The following is a 16,865-nucleotide window of genomic DNA, read 5'->3' as shown; positions in this document are numbered from 1 at the left end:
CCGATCGCCCGGCGGCCGGAATCCGGCGACGGGCGGCGACCGCGGTTCGGCCGCGCACTCATGATGCCACAACCGGGCGGATCTTGCACGCGCAGATGCACGTGCAAGGGCATGTTGAAAAACAGTTTCCGGACAGCGGAAACTGTGCCACCATCCGCCCGTGCCCGAACGTACCGAACTGCTCCGCTGGCAGTACGAACTGACCTGGTCCCTGCTCGAACTCCACCTGGCCGAGCTCGAGCCCGCGGACTTCACCTGGCTGCCCGCCGCGAACCACTGGACGATGCACCCCGACGGCAACGGCGGCTGGGTGCCGGACTGGGCGGAGACCGAACCGTCACCGATCCCGGTGCCCACCCTGGGCTGGGTCAGCTGGCACCTCGGCTGGTGGTGGTCGGTCACCCTCGATCACCTGACGGGTCGCGCGCCGCGCGACCGCACCGAGATCGCCTGGCCGGGCCCAGGGCAGCCCACCGTCGACTGGCTACGCGGCCTGCACGCCGAGTGGACGACCGTGCTGGAGCGCCTGACCGACGCCGACCTCGACGCACCCGCCCCCTTCCCCTGGCCGGACGGCGACCGGACGATCGCGCACACGATCGCCTGGGTGAACGCGGAACTGATGAAGAACGCCGCCGAGATCGGCCACCTCCGCCTCCTACACGCGGCGGCCTAGTGCCACGCGCAACGCGGCGGCACAGCGCCCCGGAACGCGGGGGCATGGCGCCCGCAGACGGCGGGGGTCAGCGGCCTGCGGCGCGCGGCGGCCTGACGCCCGCGGAATCCGGGAGTTAGGGCCCGCAGAACGCGGCGGGCTTACCGCCCGCGGCGCGGCGGCTTAACACCCCCTCGGAGCGCGGCGGCCCAACGCCCGAGGAACGCCAGAGGGTCAGCGCCCGCGGCACGCGGCGGCAATGCGCCGCGCGGGACACCGCGGCAAAGCACCGCCCGGAACCGGCGGCAAAGCGCCGCCCGGAACACGGCGGCAAAGTGCCCGCGCGAAAAGAGCGGCGGCCTACCGTCCGCGGAAAGCGGCCACCGCGGTGTGCTGTGGCGTGCCTTCGGCCGCGGGGGCCAGGCTGTACAGCACCTCCGCGGTCATCGCGCCCTGCGGTACCGGCTTCACGTACGGCCGCGCCGGGTCGACCACCTGCTCGCCGTACGAGGCGAGTTCGGCGTGCCCGGTGTCCGGGGTCGGGCCGAAGAACTTGATGTGGTGCACGGTGAACGAGACAAAACCGAGGCTGATCACCAGATCCGCCGGTACCGCGGGGCAGACCAGCGTTTTGCTCACGGCGCTTCCCGGACCCAGCTCCATGTGGCTCTCCTCTTCGATGGTCGGGTCAGTTCCCGGTGGTTTTCCGCCCAGCAGCGCGGCGAACTCCTGCCTGGTGCCGCGGAAGGCGTTGAGGTCCAGCGGCGCGTACCCGGCCACCCGGCCGGAACTGGAGAACTGCAGCAGCGCCACGCTCAGCCCGCCGTAACCGTCCCAGTAGTGCGGTGGCACGTCGGCGTATTCGTCGGCGATCGAGCCCTGCGCGTTGTCGGGGTAACGCGAAGACCACAGCGGCGGCAGGCCCACCAGTGACGGCGAGCCGAGCTGCTGCCAGTACCAGCGCGGAAGGTACGTCAGCGGAACGGGATAACCCGCGCCCCGCAACAGATCCACGATCTGCCTGGTCAGCCCGGCGCTGCCGCTGTTGCCCTCCACGTCGGGGATCACCGGCATGCCCGGCGGCACCACCCTCCGCACGTTGTCCACCTGCGCCTGCGCGGAAACCCCGGCGCGCTGGTAGTGGTACGCGGCCACCAGCAGCCCGGCCTGCTGGGCGCGCGCGATGTTGTCGTGGAACCTCGAGTCGACGAACCCCGAGCTTTCGGTCGCCTTGCAGATGACGAACTCCACGCCCTCCGCGCGCGCCTGGTGCAGGTTGGGGTTGCCACCCTGGTGATGGCTGATGTCGAGGCCGAACAGGACCATCGTCGTGCTCCCATGCGTTTCGCCCGGCGAGCCCATGAAGTTGCCGCGTCTCCGAAAACCGGGACGCGGCAACGATCGTAACCCCTTCGTGGCGCGAATGCGCGCCTTCACCGCACCGCGTGCACCCGTTCGGCCGAGCGCCGGAGGAACACCGCGGCGGTCACCGCGGCAAGCGCGACAAAACCCGCGCTGAGTCCGTACGACAACTGAAAGCCTTCTGTGAGCGCGGTTTTCTCCGCGACACCCGCTCGGAGCAACTCGGCGCTGTGCGTGGTCGCCGCTGTCGCCAGTACGGCGGTACCGATCGCGGCGCCGACCTGCTGCGTGGTGTTGATCAGACCCGACGCGATGCCGGAATCACTCGCCGTGGCACCGGACATCGCCAATCCCATCAACGCGGGCATCGCCGAGCCGAAGCCGGCACCCATCAGCACCAGCACCGGCAGAACGTCCACTGTGTACAGTCCGGTCTCGGGCACCCTGGCCAGCCAGGCCAGGGAAAGCGCCACCAGCAGCAGGCCCCCGGTGAGCACGTGCCGCGCGCCGAACCGCTCCGCCAGCCGGGCGGCGAAGCCCAGCGAGAACACCGCGATGGTCACCGGCGAGGGCAGGAAGGCCAGCCCGGTCCACAGCGCGTCCAGCCCGAGCACCCGCTGCAGGTAGAGCGCGGTGATGAACTGGAAGCCGAACAGCCCGGCCACCATCAGCACCATCACCAGGTTCGCCCCGGCCACCGCGCGGACCCGGAACAACCGCAGCGGCAGCAACGGCTTGGCCGCTTTCGCTTGCCGCAGCACAAAAGCAGCCAGCAGGGCGAGTGAAAACGCCAGCAGGCCAAGGCTTCGCACGCTGCCCCAGCTGTGTTCCTCGGCCTGCACGATGGTGTAGACCAGCAGCATCAGCCCGCCGGTGACCAGTCCGGCACCGGTCAGGTCGGCGCCCTCGCGCAGGCCGGGCCCGCGGTCGGCGGCCACCAGCCGCCAGGTGAGCGCGATCGCCACCACGCCGATCGGCAGGTTGACGAAGAAGGCCCAGTTCCAGCTCAGCCCCTGGGTCAGCACCCCGCCCGCGATCAGCCCGATCGACGAGCCACCGGCCTGCACGAAGCTGTACACGCCGATCGCCTTGGCCTGCTCACGCGGCTCCGGGAAGAGCGTGACGATCATGCCGAGCACCACGGCCGAGGCCATCGCGCCACCGGCGCCCTGGAGGAACCGGAAGACCACCAGCGCGGTCCGGTCGGCGGCGATCCCGCACAGCAGCGAGGCGACGGTGAACACGACCATGCCGATCAGGAAGATCCGGCGGCGGCCGAGCAGGTCGCCGAGCCGCCCGGACAGCAGCAGCGAACCGGCGAAGGCGATCAGGTAGGCGTTGACCACCCAGGCCAGCCCCGCCTGGGAGAAGCCGAGATCGCGCTGGATCCACGGCAGCGCGACGGTGACCACCGAGCCGTCGAGCACCACCATCAGCGTCGCCGCGCTGAGCACGCTCAGTGCGAACCATCTCGCGGTTGCGGGCATGATCCATCCCCTCAGGAAAGCAAAATCACGGAGTTTTCCCTGGCCAGCGCCAGGGCACTTCTTGTTACAGCGACCATCTTGTGTGACCATGACGCAGAGCGGAAGGAGGCACTTTCATGTCTCAGGGGAACATCGATGTGTCCGAGCAGGTCAGCTCCGGAGAGGCGTGCACGGTGCTCGAAGCACTGCAGCGCGTCAGCGGCAAGTGGGCCATCGGCATCCTGCTGGAGGCGTCGAACGGGCCGGTGCGGTTCACCGAACTGGAGCGCGCGGTCAAGGGCATCAGCCGGCGCATGCTCACGCTGACCCTGCGCAACCTGGAGCGCGACGGCCTGCTCGTCCGGACCGTCTACCCGACCGTGCCGCCGAAGGTCGAGTACACCTCCACGGAAATGGCGCTGGAGCTGTACGGCTCGCTGCGCGGGCTGACCAGGTGGGCCGAGCGCCACCGCGACACGATCACCGCCGCGCGCGCCCGCTACGACGCGGCGAACGCCGCCGACGCCCGCTAAAGTGGCGGCGGACCAGGAGGTGAGCCGTGCCCGCGAAGAACCCGTTCCGCTGGGTCGGCGCCTGGGCCGACTGGTTCGAGGCACGCGGGGTCTACGTGCCCGGTGAGGACACCCGCCCGGTGAACCCGTGGCGGGATTTCGGCTGGTTGCTGGTCGCCTGGCTGGCCGGGCTGGCGATCTTCGTGCTCTTCTTCGCGCTCGCCGTGTGAGCGGCCTGATGGGGGTCTCTTCTGAACACTGACACTTTCGTGACGACTGTCACCCGCCGTGCATTATCGGTCACGGATCGGCCACGGCCCGACGTCAGCTACGCGTCAACCGGCCCAACCGGCTCGCGCGTACCGCACGGTACGTAGAGAGTGGAGCGCGTCGGCCGAAGTACCTACGCCGAACGGACCATTGCCAGCCGGACCGGGACAGGAGAAGCGCCAGTGCGCTCGCGGAGACCCTTGCTGTTCGCCTGCGTGCTGCTGGCGACGGCGGGCTGTGGTGCCGCCGCCGTGGACACCAACACCGCGATGACCATTCCCGGCACCGAACCGGCCGCCCACCAGCGGCTCGTGCCCGCCGAGACCCAGGTCGACTTCGGCCGCGAGTTCCGCTTCCCGGACGGGCTGACCGTGCTCGTCTCCACCCCGAGGACCTTCCAGCCGAGCGCGACCGCGTACCCGCGCTGCGCCCGTGCGGTGGCCTTCGAGGTCAACCTGCTCAACGACGGCAAGCAGCCGTACCGCCTGTCCGGCTTCTCGGCCTCGGCCACGGTCGCGGGCGAACCGGCCAAGCAGGTGGTCGACTCCGCGCAGGGCTTCACCGGCATCGTGGACGCGGCGAAGGACGTCGAGCCGGGCCGGAACGTGCGCCTGACCTTCGCTTTCGCCATGCCCGCGGAGCCGGTCGAACTGAGGATGTCCGTGCGGCCGGGCCCGGAAAGCGTGACCTCGGCCCTCTACACCGGCCAGGCCTGAGCCCGCGGTGGTGGCGGTAATGTCCCGGGCATGAGCGAGCGACTTACCCCCGGCGACGCGGCCCCCGACTTCACCCTGCCCGACAGCGCGGGCAACAAGGTGTCGCTGTCGGACTTCCGCGGGCAGTACGTGATCGTCTACTTCTACCCCGCCGCCGGCACCCCTGGCTGCACCAAGCAGGCCTGCGACTTCCGCGACAACCTCGCCGAGCTGAACAACGCGGGGTACCAGGTGCTCGGCATTTCGCCCGACAAGCCGGAGAAGCTCGCGAAGTTCGTCGAGGCCGAGTCGCTGACCTTCCCGCTGCTCGCCGACCCGGACAAGACCGTGCTCACCGAGTGGGCCGCGTTCGGGGAGAAGAAGAACTACGGCCGCGTCGTGCAGGGCGTGATCCGGTCCACCTTCGTGGTCGATCCCGAGGGCAAGATCGCGAACGCGTTCTACAACGTGCGTGCCACCGGGCACGTGGCGAAGCTGATCAGGGACCTGGGCGTCTCCGCCTGACGTGGCGGGCCTCGAAGCCGCGGCGCTGAAGCTGGGTGGCTCGGTCGCCCAGCACGCCGCCCGGTTCTGGCTCCAGCGCCGCCGGGCGAAGTTCGACCGATCCGCGAGCCTCGCCGAGCTGGCCGAGCACGAGCTGGGCGGCCCGCTCAAGCGCCGGAACCTGGACCATCTGGTCGACCGCGTCGAAACGCTGGTCGCCGAGCAGCTGGCGCCGGTGCTGGACAGCCGGTTCGCCGCGTTGCCGGACAACGAAGTCGAAGCCGCCGTGCTCGCGGTGACCGACGTGCTCCGGCAGGTCGACCTCTCCGACGAAGCGCTGCTCGCCGCCGACGCGGACCCGGAGGCGCTGGCGCGCCGCGTGCGCGAGCAGTTCGCCGGCCGGCCCGCCGAGGTCGCGCTGGCCGAACGGGCGTGGCCGCTGTACGAGCTGGCGCTCGACCAGTCGTGCCGCCACCTGGTGCAGGTGGTGCGCTACCTGCCCGCGTTCCAGCCCGCCGCGCTGGCCGAGGTGCTGTCGCGGCTGAGCAGGCTGGAGGAACTGCTCACCACCACCCCGGTCACCACGCTGCTCGCGCCACGCGGCACCGATCACGACGCCGAGTTCCGGCAGGTCTACCTGCGTGCGCTGGCGAACTCGCTCGACCGGCTGGAGCTGCTGGGCCTGCCCGCCGACGAACAGCCGCGCCTGCCGCTGACCGTCGCCTACCTGAGCCTGCGCGTGTCCACCCCGACCCCGGCCGAGCGGCGCGACGACGAGCACGAAAAGCCGTGGCGGGGCGAGATGCCGGTCGAATGGGCCGTCGGCCGCAGCAACCGCACGCTTCTGCGGGGAGAAGCGGGTTCGGGCAAAACGACGCTGCTGCACTGGCTGGCGGTGACCGCGGCCCGCGGCGAGTTCCGCGGTGAGCTGCACGGCTGGGCCGGGCTGGTGCCGTTTGTGGTCCGGCTGCGGACTTTCGCGGGCAGAAGCCTGCCCGCGCCGGAGGAGTTCGTCGCGCACGGGACGAGCGCGATCGCCGGGCTGATGCCGGGCGGCTGGGCGCACCGGGTGCTGCGCTCCGGCGCGATCCTGCTGGTCGACGGCGTGGACGAGGTGCCGGCCGCCCGCCGTCGCGAGGTGAAGGCGTGGCTGCGCGAGCTGCTCGACGCCTATCCCGCGGTCAAGGTGGTGGTCACCGCGCGACCGGCGGCGGCCGACCACCGCTGGCTGTCCGACGAGGGCTTCTCCGCGGTGGTGCTCGACCCGATGGGACCGACGAACGTCCGCGCCTTCCTCCGCCGCTGGCACGACGCCGCCGAGTCCGCTGGAGTCGCGGCCGACGACGTGGAGAAGGCACACCGCCGCCTGAGCGCCCAGCTGGAGCGCACGCACCTGCGTGAGCTGGCCGCGAGCCCGCTGCTGTGCGCGATGTTGTGCGCGCTGAACCTTTCGCACCGCGCGAGCCTGCCGACCAGCCGGATGGACCTGTACGCCAAGGCGCTGGCGATGCTGCTGCACCTGCGGGACACCGAACGCGGGCTGGCCGGGTTGCTGGGTGACGCCGAGAAACGCGTGCTGCTGCGCGATCTGGCGTGGCGGCTGACGCTGGCCAACCGCGTCGAACTCGCCCGCGACGAGGCACTGCGGCACCTGACCGCGAAACTGCCCGCGATGCCGAACGTCACCGCGGACCCGGAGGCGCTGCTGGCGCACCTGCTCGAACGCAGCGGCGTGCTGCGGGAACCGGTGCCCGGCCGCGTCGATTTTGTGCACCGGACGTTCCAGGAATACCTCGCCGCGGACGAAGCCGTGCAGCAGCACCACATTCCGACCCTGGTGGCGCACGCGCACCTGGACACCTGGCGGGAGACCGTGGTGATGGCCTGCGGGCACGCCACCGCGCGGCAGGCGGGTGAGCTGGTCGACGGCCTGCTGGAGCGCGCCACCAGCGAACGCCGCCGCGCGCGCCGCCTGCGGCTGCTCGCCGCGGCCTGCCTGGAAACCGTGCGGGACATCGATCCCGCCACCCACGCCCGCGTCGACGCCGCGCTGCGGAAGCTGGTGCCGCCCCGCGACCTCCGCGAAACGGCGTCATTGGCGACGGTCGGCCACCGCGTGCTCAAGCACCTGCCCACGGACATCTCCGGCCTGTCGGATGCCAAGGCGGCGGCGACCGTGCGGGTAGCGGCGTTGACCGGCGACGCGGCGGCCCTGCGCCTGCTCGCCGGTTACGCCCAGGACTCGCGCAGCGTCGTGCAGAACGAACTGCAGGACGGTTGGCAGTTCTTCGAACCGGAGCAGTACGCGGACGAAGTGCTCGCCGACTCCCCGCTGCGCAACGGCTGGCTGATCGTCCGTTCGCTGAAGTGCCTGCCGTACGTCCGGCGGCTGCGGCACCTCACGCAGCTCTCGGTTTACACCGATCCTCCTGAGGATTTCGGCGACCTCGGCGAGCTGCCGCAGTTGGACGACCTGATGTTCTTCGGCGACCCGGACCGCCCGATCGACCTGCGCTGGCTTCGCGACTACCCGCAGCTGACGCGGCTGCGGGTGTACCGGGCGCACCACTTCACCGGCCTGGCCACGCTCGCCGAACTGCCCGCCCTGAAGCAACTCGGGCTCAGCCAGCAGCTGCCGTGGGCCGACCTGGACTTCCTGCGGCACACACCGCGGGTGTGGTGGCTGAGCCTGGACGACACCGGCACGCTCCCGGACCTCGATGCCCTGCATGGCCTGCCGGAACTGCGGCACCTCGTGCTCACCAGGTATTCCGGCGAGTGCCTTGCCGCCACCACGCCCCTGTCCGGGCTGACCGACCTGGCGTTGTTCGACCAGGAACCGGAACTGGCCGCGGTGCCCACCACGTTCCCGGCGCTGAACACGCTCAGCATCCGGCCGGTCGGCCGGGCCGACCTGTCCCCGCTGCGCGAGCTACCGCTGCGGTGGCTGTTCCTGCGGGAGCACGACGGCGTGGACGTCAGCGTGCTGCACCCGGACACCAGGGTGGAACTGCTCTAGGCCAGCGCGCGCAGGTGCGGCAGCAGTGCCCGCAACGCCCGGCCCCGGTGGGACTGGGCGTCCTTTTCGGACGGTTCCAGTTCCGCCGACGTCCGCGTGCCGCCCTCCGGGACGAAGATCGGGTCGTAGCCGAAACCGTTGGTACCGCGCTCTTCCCGCAGCAGCGTGCCGCGCCATTCGCCGCGCACTACGGTCTCCTCGCCGCCCGGGACCACCAGCGCCGTCGTGCAGACGAAGGCCGCGCCCCGGCGCTCGTCCGGGGTGTCCGACAGCTGCGCCAGCACCAGGTCCAGGTTCGCCTGGTCGTCACCGTGCCTGCCGGACCAGCGCGCGGAGAGCACGCCGGGCATGCCGTTGAGCGCGTCCACCGCCAGGCCGGAGTCGTCGGCGACCGAGGGCAGCCCGGTGGCCGCCGCGGCGTCGCGAGCCTTGGCGAGTGCGTTCTCCTCGAAGGTGGCACCGGTTTCCGGCGCTTCCGGGAACTCCGGCAGGTCACCGAGGCCGAGCACCTCGATGCCGCCGAGCCCTTCGGCGTCGAGGATCCGGCGCAGCTCCCCGAGCTTCTTGGCGTTGCGCGAGGCGACCAGCAGCCTGCTCACTTCTTGGCCTTCTTGTCCGGCTTCGGTTCCGGCAGCTCACCGGGGTACGGCAGCGCCAGCGCCTCGTTCTGCTTCTCCACCAGCTGCGCGCACCCAGCGAGCGCGAAGTCCAGCATGGTGTCCAAAGTGGACCGCTGGAAGGTGGCGCCCTCGCCGGTGCCCTGCACCTCGATCAGCGTGCCCGCGTCGGTGGCCACCACGTTCATGTCCACCTCGGCGCGCGAGTCCTCCTCGTACGGCAGGTCGAGGCGCACGCGGCCGTCGACCACGCCGACGCTGACCGCGGCGACCGCGGTGGCCAGCGGCTGCGGGTCGGCCAGGCGGCCCGCGGCGCCGAGCCAGGTGACGGCGTCGGCGAGCGCGACGTAGGCGCCGGTGATGGCCGCGGTCCGGGTGCCGCCGTCGGCCTGGATGACGTCGCAGTCGATCATGATGGTGTTCTCGCCGAGCGCGGCCAGGTCGATGCAGGCACGCAGCGAGCGCCCGATCAGGCGGCTGATCTCGTGCGTGCGCCCGCCGACGCGGCCCTTGATCGACTCGCGGTCACTGCGCGTGTTGGTGGCCGAGGGCAGCATCGCGTACTCGGCGGTGATCCAGCCGAGCCCGGAACCGGCCCGCCACCTCGGCACGCCCTCGGTCACGCTCGCCGCGCACAACACCCTGGTGTCGCCGAACTCGATGAGCACCGAGCCGGCCGGCCACCGCTGGAAGCCCCGGGTGATCTTGACTTCGCGGAGCTGGTCATCGGTCCTGCCGTCTTTTCTAGCCACCCGTGCACTCTAGAACCACCTCCTCCGCACTTGTTGAGGCGGTGCGACGCGGTTACCGTCAGCGGGCATCGAACTCACTGGGGAGGTCCGATGAACCGGGTCCGCGCCGTCCTGCTCGCGTTGCTGGTGCTGATCGGTGGTGCGGCCCCGGCCGTCGCCGCCGAGGACTGCACGGCGACGCTCGAGTGCACCGCCGAGGACATCAACCTGATGAGCATGCCGGAGCGGCTGGCCTTCGTCCGCGAGATGTCCGCCGGACCGGCCGCCGAGCTGCTGCCCGGCTACGCCCCGCGCTGGCGCAACATCGAGGGCATCATCGGCTTCTTCCGCGACCACGACATGGGCGCCCCCGGCAGCTGGGTGTCCTATGTGGACGCGGGCATCGTGGAGGGCATCGAACGCGGGCTGGCCATCGCGCTCGGCCGGGGCACCGACACCTTCGGCAACCCCGGTTCGGCGAAGTGGGCCGCGTACCTGACCAAGCTGCGTGACGGGAAGCTGACCGGCCGCGCCGCGCACGACCTCGCCTGGAGCCAGGCCGAGCAGGCCTCCACCGAACACGGCGTGTGGCTCGCCGAGCAGGTGCACGGGGTGCCCGCGAGCGCGGTCGAGGAACGCTTCTTCGCCTATTCGGAGTTCTACCGCTGGGTGCTGCGCAACCGGCCGCCGCTGCTCGACCTGCTCTCGCCGGGCGGCGTGCCCGGCTCGCCGCAGCAGATCACCTTCCTCGACTGGTTCACCGACGTCACCAACGCGACCCCGTCGCGCAAGGGCGCCGAGCTGGCGCTCGACCTGTCCGAATTCGACATCGGCGGCGGCACGTTCAGCATGCTGAGGCTGTGCGGCGCCTACTTCTACGAGCTGTTCGACGACTACCTCGCCGACGTGGGCCCCCAGCGAACTCAGAGGTCGTAGACGGCGCCCTGCTCCACCAGCTCGGCCGCGCTGAACTCCAGCCGCGCCTCGGCGAGCACGGCCTCACGATCGGTCCACGGCGCGACGTGGGTGAGCAGCAGCCTGCGCGCGCGGGACTCGCGTGCCAGCTCGCCCGCCTGCTTCCCGGACAGGTGCACCCCCGGCGGCCGGTCCGCCGCGTCGGTCCAGGACGCCTCGCTGAGCAGCACGTCGGCGTCCGCGGCGAGCCCGGCCAGCGCCGCGCACGGGCCGGTGTCGCCGGTGTAGGCGAGCGCGCGCCCGCCGTGCCGGATCCGCAGCCCGAAGGCCGGGGTCGGGTGGTCGACCTGCGCCACGTCCAGCTCGAACGGGCCGATGTGCGTGGTGCCCTCGGTCAGCTCGCGGAAGTCGTACACATCGGACAGGTCGGTCTCGGCCAGCTCGGCCGCGTTGGGCGCGTACGCGTTGGCCAGCCGGGCCGCGGTGCCCGCCGGGCCGTAGAGCGGCAGCTTCGCCGGGCGCCGGTCGTACGGCAGCTCGGGGTGGTAGCGGCGGAGCACGGTCAGCGCGCTGACGTCCGCGCAGTGGTCGGGATGCAGGTGCGAGAGCAGCAACGCGTCCAGTTCGAAGGGATCGCGGGTGAGCTGCAGCTGTGCGAGCGTGCCGTTGCCCAGTTCGATGCCGAGCACAAAACCCTCGGCTTCCAGCAGGTACCCGGACGCGGCGCGGTTCGGCCCGGGGATGCTGCCCGAGCAACCGAGGATCGTCAATCGCACCCCCGGCACTCTGCCATGTGGACCGGCTAACCGCTCATGGCCGAGAACACACCCGGGGTGAATCCCATGAAACGCTGGGCCAGCCGGGTGAAGGGCTCGGCGGAACCGGTGGCGGTGAACTCGTGGCGCGGCGGCTCGCCCGGCTCGCGCTCGGCGAGCAGGTCCAGTTCGGTCAGCACGCGCACCACGTCCTTGGCCGTCTCCTCGGCGCTGGAGACCAGCGTGACCTCCTGCCCCATCACGATCTGCAGCACCCCGGTGAGCAGCGGGTAGTGCGTGCAGCCGAGCACCAGCGTGTCGACTTCCGCCCGCAGAAGCGGGTCCAGATAGCCCTGGGCCAGGCCCAGCACCTGACGGCCGGAGGTCACGCCGCGCTCGACGAAGTCGACGAACCGCGGGCACGCGACGCTGGTCACCCGGACGTCCTTGGCCGCGGCGAAGGCGTCCTCGTAGGCGCGCGAGCGGATGGTGCCTTCGGTGCCGATCACGCCGATGCGGCCCGTGTGCGTGGCGGCCACCGCGCGCCGCACCGCCGGGAGCACCACCTCGACCACCGGCACGTCGTACCGCTCACGCGCGTCACGCAGGCAGGCGGCCGACGCGGTGTTGCAGGCGATCACCAGCGCCTTGACCCCGCTGTCAACCAGGTCGTCGAGCGCGGCCAGCGCCAGCTCCCGCGCCCTGGCGATGGGCAGCGGGCCGTACGGGTTGTGCGCGGTGTCGCCGACGTACCGGAGCTGCTCGCCGGGCAGCTGGTCGACGATCGCCCTGGCCACCGTGAGCCCGCCGACGCCGGAATCGAACACGCCGATGGGAGCACGGGAATCGGTCACGCGTCGAGATTACCGGGGGCCGCCGTGGCGGGCTTGACCGCGCGCTTCCGGCTGACCAGCCAGGCCGCCAGCACGCCGGACAGCGCGCCGAACAGGTGCCCCTGCCAGGACACGTTCGGATCGGTCGGCAGCACGCCCCAGATCATCCCGCCCCAGATCGCCAGCAGCGCCAGCGCCACGCCCAGCTGCGGCCAGCTGCGGTTGAACAGCCCGCGCACCAGCAGGAAGGCCAGCCAGCCGAAGGCCAGCCCGGAGGCGCCGACGGTGACCGCGTCACCGGGGCCGACCAGCCACACACCGAGCCCGCCGACCACCCAGATGAGGCCGGTGACCACCAGGAACCGGCCGATCCCGCTCGCCATCGCGAGAAAGGCGAAGACCAGCACGGGAATGGTGTTGGCGAACAGGTGGCTCCAGCCGTCGTGCAGGGCGGGCGCCCAGATCACGCCGTCGAGCCCGGCGAGCGTCCTGGCCTGGATGCCGCCGTTGTCCAGGTTGGCCGGCAGGATCACGTCCACCAGCTCGACCAGGTAGAGCAGGGCGACGAAGCCCAGCGCGAGCAGCGCCGCGGCCTTCGGCCGGGCGGGCAGCACGCGCTTGGCCGGGTCGGTGGCCGGTGTGCCACCGGTGGGTTGCGCTGGAAGTGTGCTCACGAATTCCAGGCTAGGCGCGTCGCGTCCGCACCGCCTCGGGAGAAATCCCTGATGTCGGACTCGGGGAAATTGATCTGGACGACGGATGCGCGTCCCGGCATAGTTTGCCCGGGAGGTGGTGGGAATGTCACCCGAAAGCCTGTCCCGCCGTGAGGTGTTCCTGCGTGGGGGTCTGCTCGCCGCCGGGCTGAGCGTCGCCGATCCGCTCGCCGTGGCACTGGCCGGGGAACCCGCGGCACAACCCGAACTCGACGGCCGTCCTGGGGTGCGGTTGACCGAAGGCACGAACTTCTCCGTCGCGCCGTCACCGGACGGCAGCACGCTGGCAATGGACCTGGTCACCGGCATCTGGCTGCTCCCGGCGGCCGGCGGCAGGGCCAGGCGGCTCACCGACGACCTGCAGGACGCGACCCTGCCGAACTGGTCGCCGGACGGCCGGTCGCTGGTGTTCCAGTCCTATCGCGACGGCAACTACCACCTGTACCTGCTGGACATCGCCGGCGGCTCCCCGCGCCAGCTGACCAGCGGGCAGTACGACCACCGCGAGCCGGTCTTCTCGCCGGACGGCAAGCACATCGTGCTCAGCAGCGATCGTGGTGGCAGCTACGGCATCTGGCTGCTGGACCCCGCCAACGGCCAGCTCCAGCCGCTCACCGACTCGGCCGCCGAGGAAAGCGCGCCGAGGTGGTCGCGGGACGGGCAGCGTGTGCTGTTCACCGTGGACGACACCACCATCGACCAGGTCACCGTGGCGAGCGGCGCGCGCACGACGCTGCTGACCGCACCGGCGGGCGGCAAGATCTACGGCCCCGCGTTCGGCCCGGACGACCGGACGCCCGGTTACCTGCTGCTGCGCGGCTCGACCGCCGACCTGATGCTCGGCGGCCAGCAGGTGACCAAGGGCGAGGACGTGTTCGGCTTCGCCGCCACCTGGACCGGTTCCGGCGTGCTCTACACCGCGGACGGCCGCATCCGCCGCCGCACCGGCGAGTCCACTGTGGACATTCCGTTCGAAGCGGTGGTGCCGATCGTGCGCCGCGACTACCGGCATCGCGTGCGCGATCTCGACTCGCCCGCACCCCAGCCGGTGCGCGGCATCGCGAGCCCGGTGGTCTCGCCGGACGGCAAAACGCTCGCCTTCCGCGCGCTGAACGCGCTGTACCTGGTGCCGTCCGCCGGTGGCAGACCGCAGCGCCTCACCTCGGACCAGTACTTCAGCTCCGACCCCGACTTCTCGCCGGACGGCACGAAGCTGGTCTACGCCAGCGACCGGCTCGGCACCGCCGACCTCTGGCTGCGCGACCTCGCCTCCGGCACGGACTCGGTAATCACCGCGCTGCCCGGCGCGCAGGTCGCGCCGCGCTGGTCCCCGGACGGCACCAAGATCGCCTACACCGACCAGGACGGTGCGCTGTGGACGCTGGACGTGGCCACCAAGGAGGTCCGGCAGCTGACCCCGGCGTTGTTCATGCCGGGCAGGCCGAGCTGGTCGGCTGACGGCGGCACGATCGCGCTCGCCGCGGTCAAGCCGTTCTCCAAGCGGTTCCGCGAGGGCACCAGCCAGATCCTGACCGTGCCGGTCGGTGGCGGCGAGCTGACCTACACCGAGCCGATGCCGTTCCGCTCGCTGGCCACGCGCGGTGACGACGGCCCGCTGTTCTCACCCGACGGCAAGCGGCTGGCGTTCACCGTGGAGAGCACCGCGTGGGTGGTCCCGGTCGATGGCAAGGGCACCTTCCTCGGTGAGCCGAAGCAGGTCACGCGTGAGGTCACCGACTCGCTCGCCTGGCTGGACAACGGCACGCTCGTTTACCTGAGCAAGGGCGAGCTGCGCCGGATCGCCGTGGACGGCGGGAAACCACGCACGATCCGCCTCGACTTCAGCTGGGCGCGGCCGAAACCCGCCGACCGCACGGTCATCCGCGTCGGCGGGCTGTGGGACGGCACCGCCGAGAAGCTGCGCGAGAACGTCGACATCGTGGTGGAACGCGGGCGGATCAAGGAAATCCGGCCGCGGCAGGGCACCGCCGACGTGGACGCGGGCGGGCTGGTGGCCATGCCGGGGCTGATCGACGCGCACAACCACTGGCACCTGCGGGGCAGGCACTGGGGTGACCGGCAGGGCAGGCTGTGGCTGTCCTACGGCATCACCACCACGCGTTCGCCCGGCGACCCGGTGTACCAGATGCTGGAAACGCGGGAGGCGCTCGAATCCGGCGCCCGGCTGGGGCCGCGGTTCTTCGGCACCGGGGAAGCGATCGACGGTTCGCGCGTCTACTACAACTTCATGCGCCCGACGCTGTCGCCGGAGCAACTCCGGCTGGAGATGGACCGGGCGGTTTCGCTCGGCTACGACCTGATCAAGACCTACGTCCGGCTGCCGGTCCGCCTGCAGCGCGAGGCCGTCGAAGCCGCGCACCGGGCCGGGATCCCGCTGTCGTCGCACTACCTGTTCCCGGCGGCGAACATCGGCATGGACGGGATGGAGCACACCGGTGCGACGAACCGGCTCGGCTACTCGCACACGGTCAGCCGCACCGGGCGGGCGTACCAGGACGCCATCGAGCTGTTCGTGCGTTCGGGCATGTCGCTGACGCCCACGCTGTTCAACTCCAAGGCGCTCTACGCCGGTGACAAGTCGCTGGTCGAGGACGAGCGCACGAAGGTGCTGTTCCCTCAGTGGGAGTACGACCGGCTGGTGGCCGACGCCGAGAACGCGGGCAAGCCGGAGAACGCGTACGTGCGCGAGGTACTGGCGCGCAACGTGGACATGGTGCTGCGGGTGCACCGCGGCGGCGGGTTCGTCATCTGCGGCACGGACACCCCGCTCGACAACATCGCCATCTCCCTGCACCAGAACCTGCGCGCGATGGTCGAATTCGGCTTCACGCCGTACGAAGCGCTGGTGACCGCGACGCGCAACCCGGCGCGGCGGCTCGGCCTCGCCGGGCGGCTCGGCGAACTGCGGCCGGGTGCGTACGCGGACCTGTCACTGGTCGAGGGCAACCCGCTCGCGGACATCCGGGCCGCGGCGGCCGTGCGGCAGGTGGTGGTCGGCGGGGTGGCGCACCAGGTGGACGAGCTGCTGGAACCGTTCCGGTCACCGGGCAGCGGCGAGGTGTCGAACCCGGTGCTGCCCGCGAGCAGCACGGCCGAACGCGGGCACTGGTGGCACCGGCCGGAGTGGTCGGAACACGTCTGCTGCGGGCTCTAGAGGGCGGGTTGCGGCTTGGCTGGCCGGAGCGACTTCCCGACCATCCAAGCCGCGACGATGCCCCCGATGGCACCGCACAGGTGGCCTTCCCAGGAAACGCCGGGCTCGGCCGGGAGCACACCCCACAACGCGTAGCCGTAGAGCAGGAAAACCCCGGCGGCGATCAGGATCTGCAGGATGCTGCGCGCGAACAGGCCACGCAGCAGCAGGAAGGTGAGCAAGCCGAAGACCAGGCTGGACGCACCGGCGTGCACGCCCGCGCTGCCGATCAGGAAGGTGCCGACGCCGGCGAAGAGCCAGATGGTGGTGATCACGCCGAAGAACTGCCGCAGGCCGCCGGAGGTGGCGAGCAGGCCCAGCACGAGCAGCGGCACCGAATTCGCGGCGAGGTGGTCCCAGCCGTAGTGCAGCAGCGGGGCCCAGATCATGCCGTCCCACTGCTCGATGGTGCGCGGCCAGATGCCGTCGTCGTCGAAGGGGTGGGCGAGCACGGTGTCGATGCCCTCGATCACCCAGAGCAGCGCGACGAAGCCGGTGACCACCACCAGTGAGGCCAGCGGTTTCGGCGGCAGGATCCGCTTGCCGGGCGGGACCGGCGGTTTGGGCGGGTTGACCGGCTCGGGCAACGTCATGCCTTCGACGC

At 71.2% G+C, this 16,865-nt stretch carries 16 protein-coding genes; 8 read left to right on the top strand and 8 right to left on the bottom strand.

What is annotated here, in order from left to right; translation table 11 throughout:
- The first annotated feature begins 160 nt into the window (after positions 1-160).
- Positions 161-676: a DinB family protein gene (locus A4R43_RS36895; protein WP_236808494.1), complete on the top strand. Its 516-nt coding sequence runs from the start codon at positions 161-163 to the stop codon at positions 674-676.
- A gap of 339 nt (positions 677-1,015) precedes the next feature.
- Here A4R43_RS36895 and A4R43_RS36890 read toward each other — a convergent pair whose 3' ends face one another.
- On the bottom strand, positions 1,016-1,981 hold the full coding sequence (locus A4R43_RS36890; RefSeq protein WP_113696313.1) for a glycoside hydrolase family 25 protein: 966 nt from the start codon (positions 1,979-1,981) through the stop codon (positions 1,016-1,018).
- A gap of 107 nt (positions 1,982-2,088) precedes the next feature.
- Positions 2,089-3,504, bottom strand: coding sequence for a DHA2 family efflux MFS transporter permease subunit (locus A4R43_RS36885; protein WP_113696312.1), 1,416 nt, complete (start codon positions 3,502-3,504; stop codon positions 2,089-2,091).
- Between the two features lie 116 nt (positions 3,505-3,620).
- On the opposite strand from A4R43_RS36885, the gene A4R43_RS36880 reads away from it, so the two are divergent.
- From A4R43_RS36880 to A4R43_RS36860, 5 genes are all read left to right on the top strand, one after another.
- Positions 3,621-4,016, top strand: a complete 396-nt coding sequence (locus tag A4R43_RS36880; protein WP_113696311.1) for a winged helix-turn-helix transcriptional regulator — start codon at positions 3,621-3,623, stop codon at positions 4,014-4,016.
- Positions 4,017-4,042: 26 nt separating this feature from the next.
- Positions 4,043-4,225: a hypothetical protein gene (locus tag A4R43_RS36875; protein ID WP_113696310.1), complete on the top strand. Its 183-nt coding sequence runs from the start codon at positions 4,043-4,045 to the stop codon at positions 4,223-4,225.
- Positions 4,226-4,447: 222 nt separating this feature from the next.
- Positions 4,448-4,981 carry a hypothetical protein gene (locus tag A4R43_RS36870; RefSeq protein ID WP_113696309.1) on the top strand — a complete coding sequence of 178 codons (534 nt, stop codon included), beginning with the start codon at positions 4,448-4,450 and terminating at the stop codon, positions 4,979-4,981.
- A 30-nt stretch (positions 4,982-5,011) separates the two neighbouring features.
- Complete coding sequence (gene bcp / locus A4R43_RS36865; RefSeq protein ID WP_113696308.1) at positions 5,012-5,485, top strand: thioredoxin-dependent thiol peroxidase; 474 nt, start codon at positions 5,012-5,014, stop codon at positions 5,483-5,485.
- Between the two features lies 1 nt (position 5,486).
- Positions 5,487-8,483: an NACHT domain-containing protein gene (locus A4R43_RS36860; protein WP_113696307.1), complete on the top strand. Its 2,997-nt coding sequence runs from the start codon at positions 5,487-5,489 to the stop codon at positions 8,481-8,483.
- Here A4R43_RS36860 and rdgB read toward each other — a convergent pair.
- On the bottom strand, positions 8,480-9,082 hold the full coding sequence (gene rdgB, locus A4R43_RS36855) for an RdgB/HAM1 family non-canonical purine NTP pyrophosphatase (RefSeq protein WP_113696306.1): 603 nt from the start codon (positions 9,080-9,082) through the stop codon (positions 8,480-8,482). The genes A4R43_RS36860 and rdgB overlap by 4 nt on opposite strands.
- A complete protein-coding gene (rph, locus tag A4R43_RS36850) occupies positions 9,079-9,852 on the bottom strand; it encodes a ribonuclease PH (RefSeq protein WP_113696305.1) in 774 nt (257 codons plus the stop codon). Before rph ends, rdgB begins: the two co-directional genes overlap by 4 nt.
- 90 nt (positions 9,853-9,942) lie before the next feature.
- Here rph and A4R43_RS36845 point away from each other — a divergent pair, with 90 nt between their 5' ends.
- Complete coding sequence (locus A4R43_RS36845; RefSeq protein ID WP_205215145.1) at positions 9,943-10,767, top strand: hypothetical protein; 825 nt, start codon at positions 9,943-9,945, stop codon at positions 10,765-10,767.
- Here the strand turns inward: A4R43_RS36845 and A4R43_RS36840 are convergent.
- Genes A4R43_RS36840 through A4R43_RS36830 form a run of 3 tightly spaced genes read right to left on the bottom strand, consistent with a single transcriptional unit; the run spans position 10,755 to position 13,008 of the window.
- Entirely contained in the window at positions 10,755-11,522 is a 768-nt protein-coding gene (locus A4R43_RS36840; protein WP_113696304.1) for an MBL fold metallo-hydrolase, read from the bottom strand. The two genes, A4R43_RS36845 and A4R43_RS36840, sit on opposite strands and share 13 nt — an antisense overlap.
- A gap of 26 nt (positions 11,523-11,548) precedes the next feature.
- Positions 11,549-12,355 carry a glutamate racemase gene (murI, locus tag A4R43_RS36835; protein ID WP_113696303.1) on the bottom strand — a complete coding sequence of 269 codons (807 nt, stop codon included), beginning with the start codon at positions 12,353-12,355 and terminating at the stop codon, positions 11,549-11,551.
- Positions 12,352-13,008 (bottom strand): rhomboid family intramembrane serine protease, encoded by a 657-nt coding sequence (locus A4R43_RS36830; RefSeq protein ID WP_113696302.1) that lies wholly within the window; start codon positions 13,006-13,008, stop codon positions 12,352-12,354. The genes murI and A4R43_RS36830 overlap by 4 nt, the downstream gene beginning before the upstream one ends.
- 124 nt (positions 13,009-13,132) lie before the next feature.
- Between A4R43_RS36830 and A4R43_RS36825 the strand changes: the two genes are divergently transcribed.
- Positions 13,133-16,222 (top strand): amidohydrolase family protein, encoded by a 3,090-nt coding sequence (locus A4R43_RS36825; protein ID WP_162788720.1) that lies wholly within the window; start codon positions 13,133-13,135, stop codon positions 16,220-16,222.
- Here A4R43_RS36825 and A4R43_RS36820 read toward each other — a convergent pair.
- Positions 16,219-16,854, bottom strand: coding sequence for a rhomboid family intramembrane serine protease (locus tag A4R43_RS36820; protein WP_113696301.1), 636 nt, complete (start codon positions 16,852-16,854; stop codon positions 16,219-16,221). The two genes, A4R43_RS36825 and A4R43_RS36820, sit on opposite strands and share 4 nt — an antisense overlap.
- Positions 16,855-16,865: the final 11 nt, after the last annotated feature.

The sequence above is a fragment of the Amycolatopsis albispora genome, from assembly GCF_003312875.1.
Taxonomy (GTDB): domain Bacteria; phylum Actinomycetota; class Actinomycetes; order Mycobacteriales; family Pseudonocardiaceae; genus Amycolatopsis; species Amycolatopsis albispora.
Note: the sequence above shows the minus strand (reverse complement) of the source record. Positions and strands in the feature narration are given on the sequence as shown.

Coding starts and splice junctions, on each gene's coding strand:
- A4R43_RS36820 (WP_113696301.1), bottom strand. CDS start 16,854: ATGACGTTGCCCGAGCCGGTCAACCCGCCCAAACCGCCGGTCCCGCCC.
- bcp (WP_113696308.1), top strand. CDS start 5,012: ATGAGCGAGCGACTTACCCCCGGCGACGCGGCCCCCGACTTCACCCTG.
- A4R43_RS36885 (WP_113696312.1), bottom strand. CDS start 3,504: ATGCCCGCAACCGCGAGATGGTTCGCACTGAGCGTGCTCAGCGCGGCG.
- A4R43_RS36845 (WP_205215145.1), top strand. CDS start 9,943: ATGAACCGGGTCCGCGCCGTCCTGCTCGCGTTGCTGGTGCTGATCGGT.
- A4R43_RS36880 (WP_113696311.1), top strand. CDS start 3,621: ATGTCTCAGGGGAACATCGATGTGTCCGAGCAGGTCAGCTCCGGAGAG.
- A4R43_RS36825 (WP_162788720.1), top strand. CDS start 13,133: ATGTCACCCGAAAGCCTGTCCCGCCGTGAGGTGTTCCTGCGTGGGGGT.
- A4R43_RS36890 (WP_113696313.1), bottom strand. CDS start 1,981: ATGGTCCTGTTCGGCCTCGACATCAGCCATCACCAGGGTGGCAACCCC.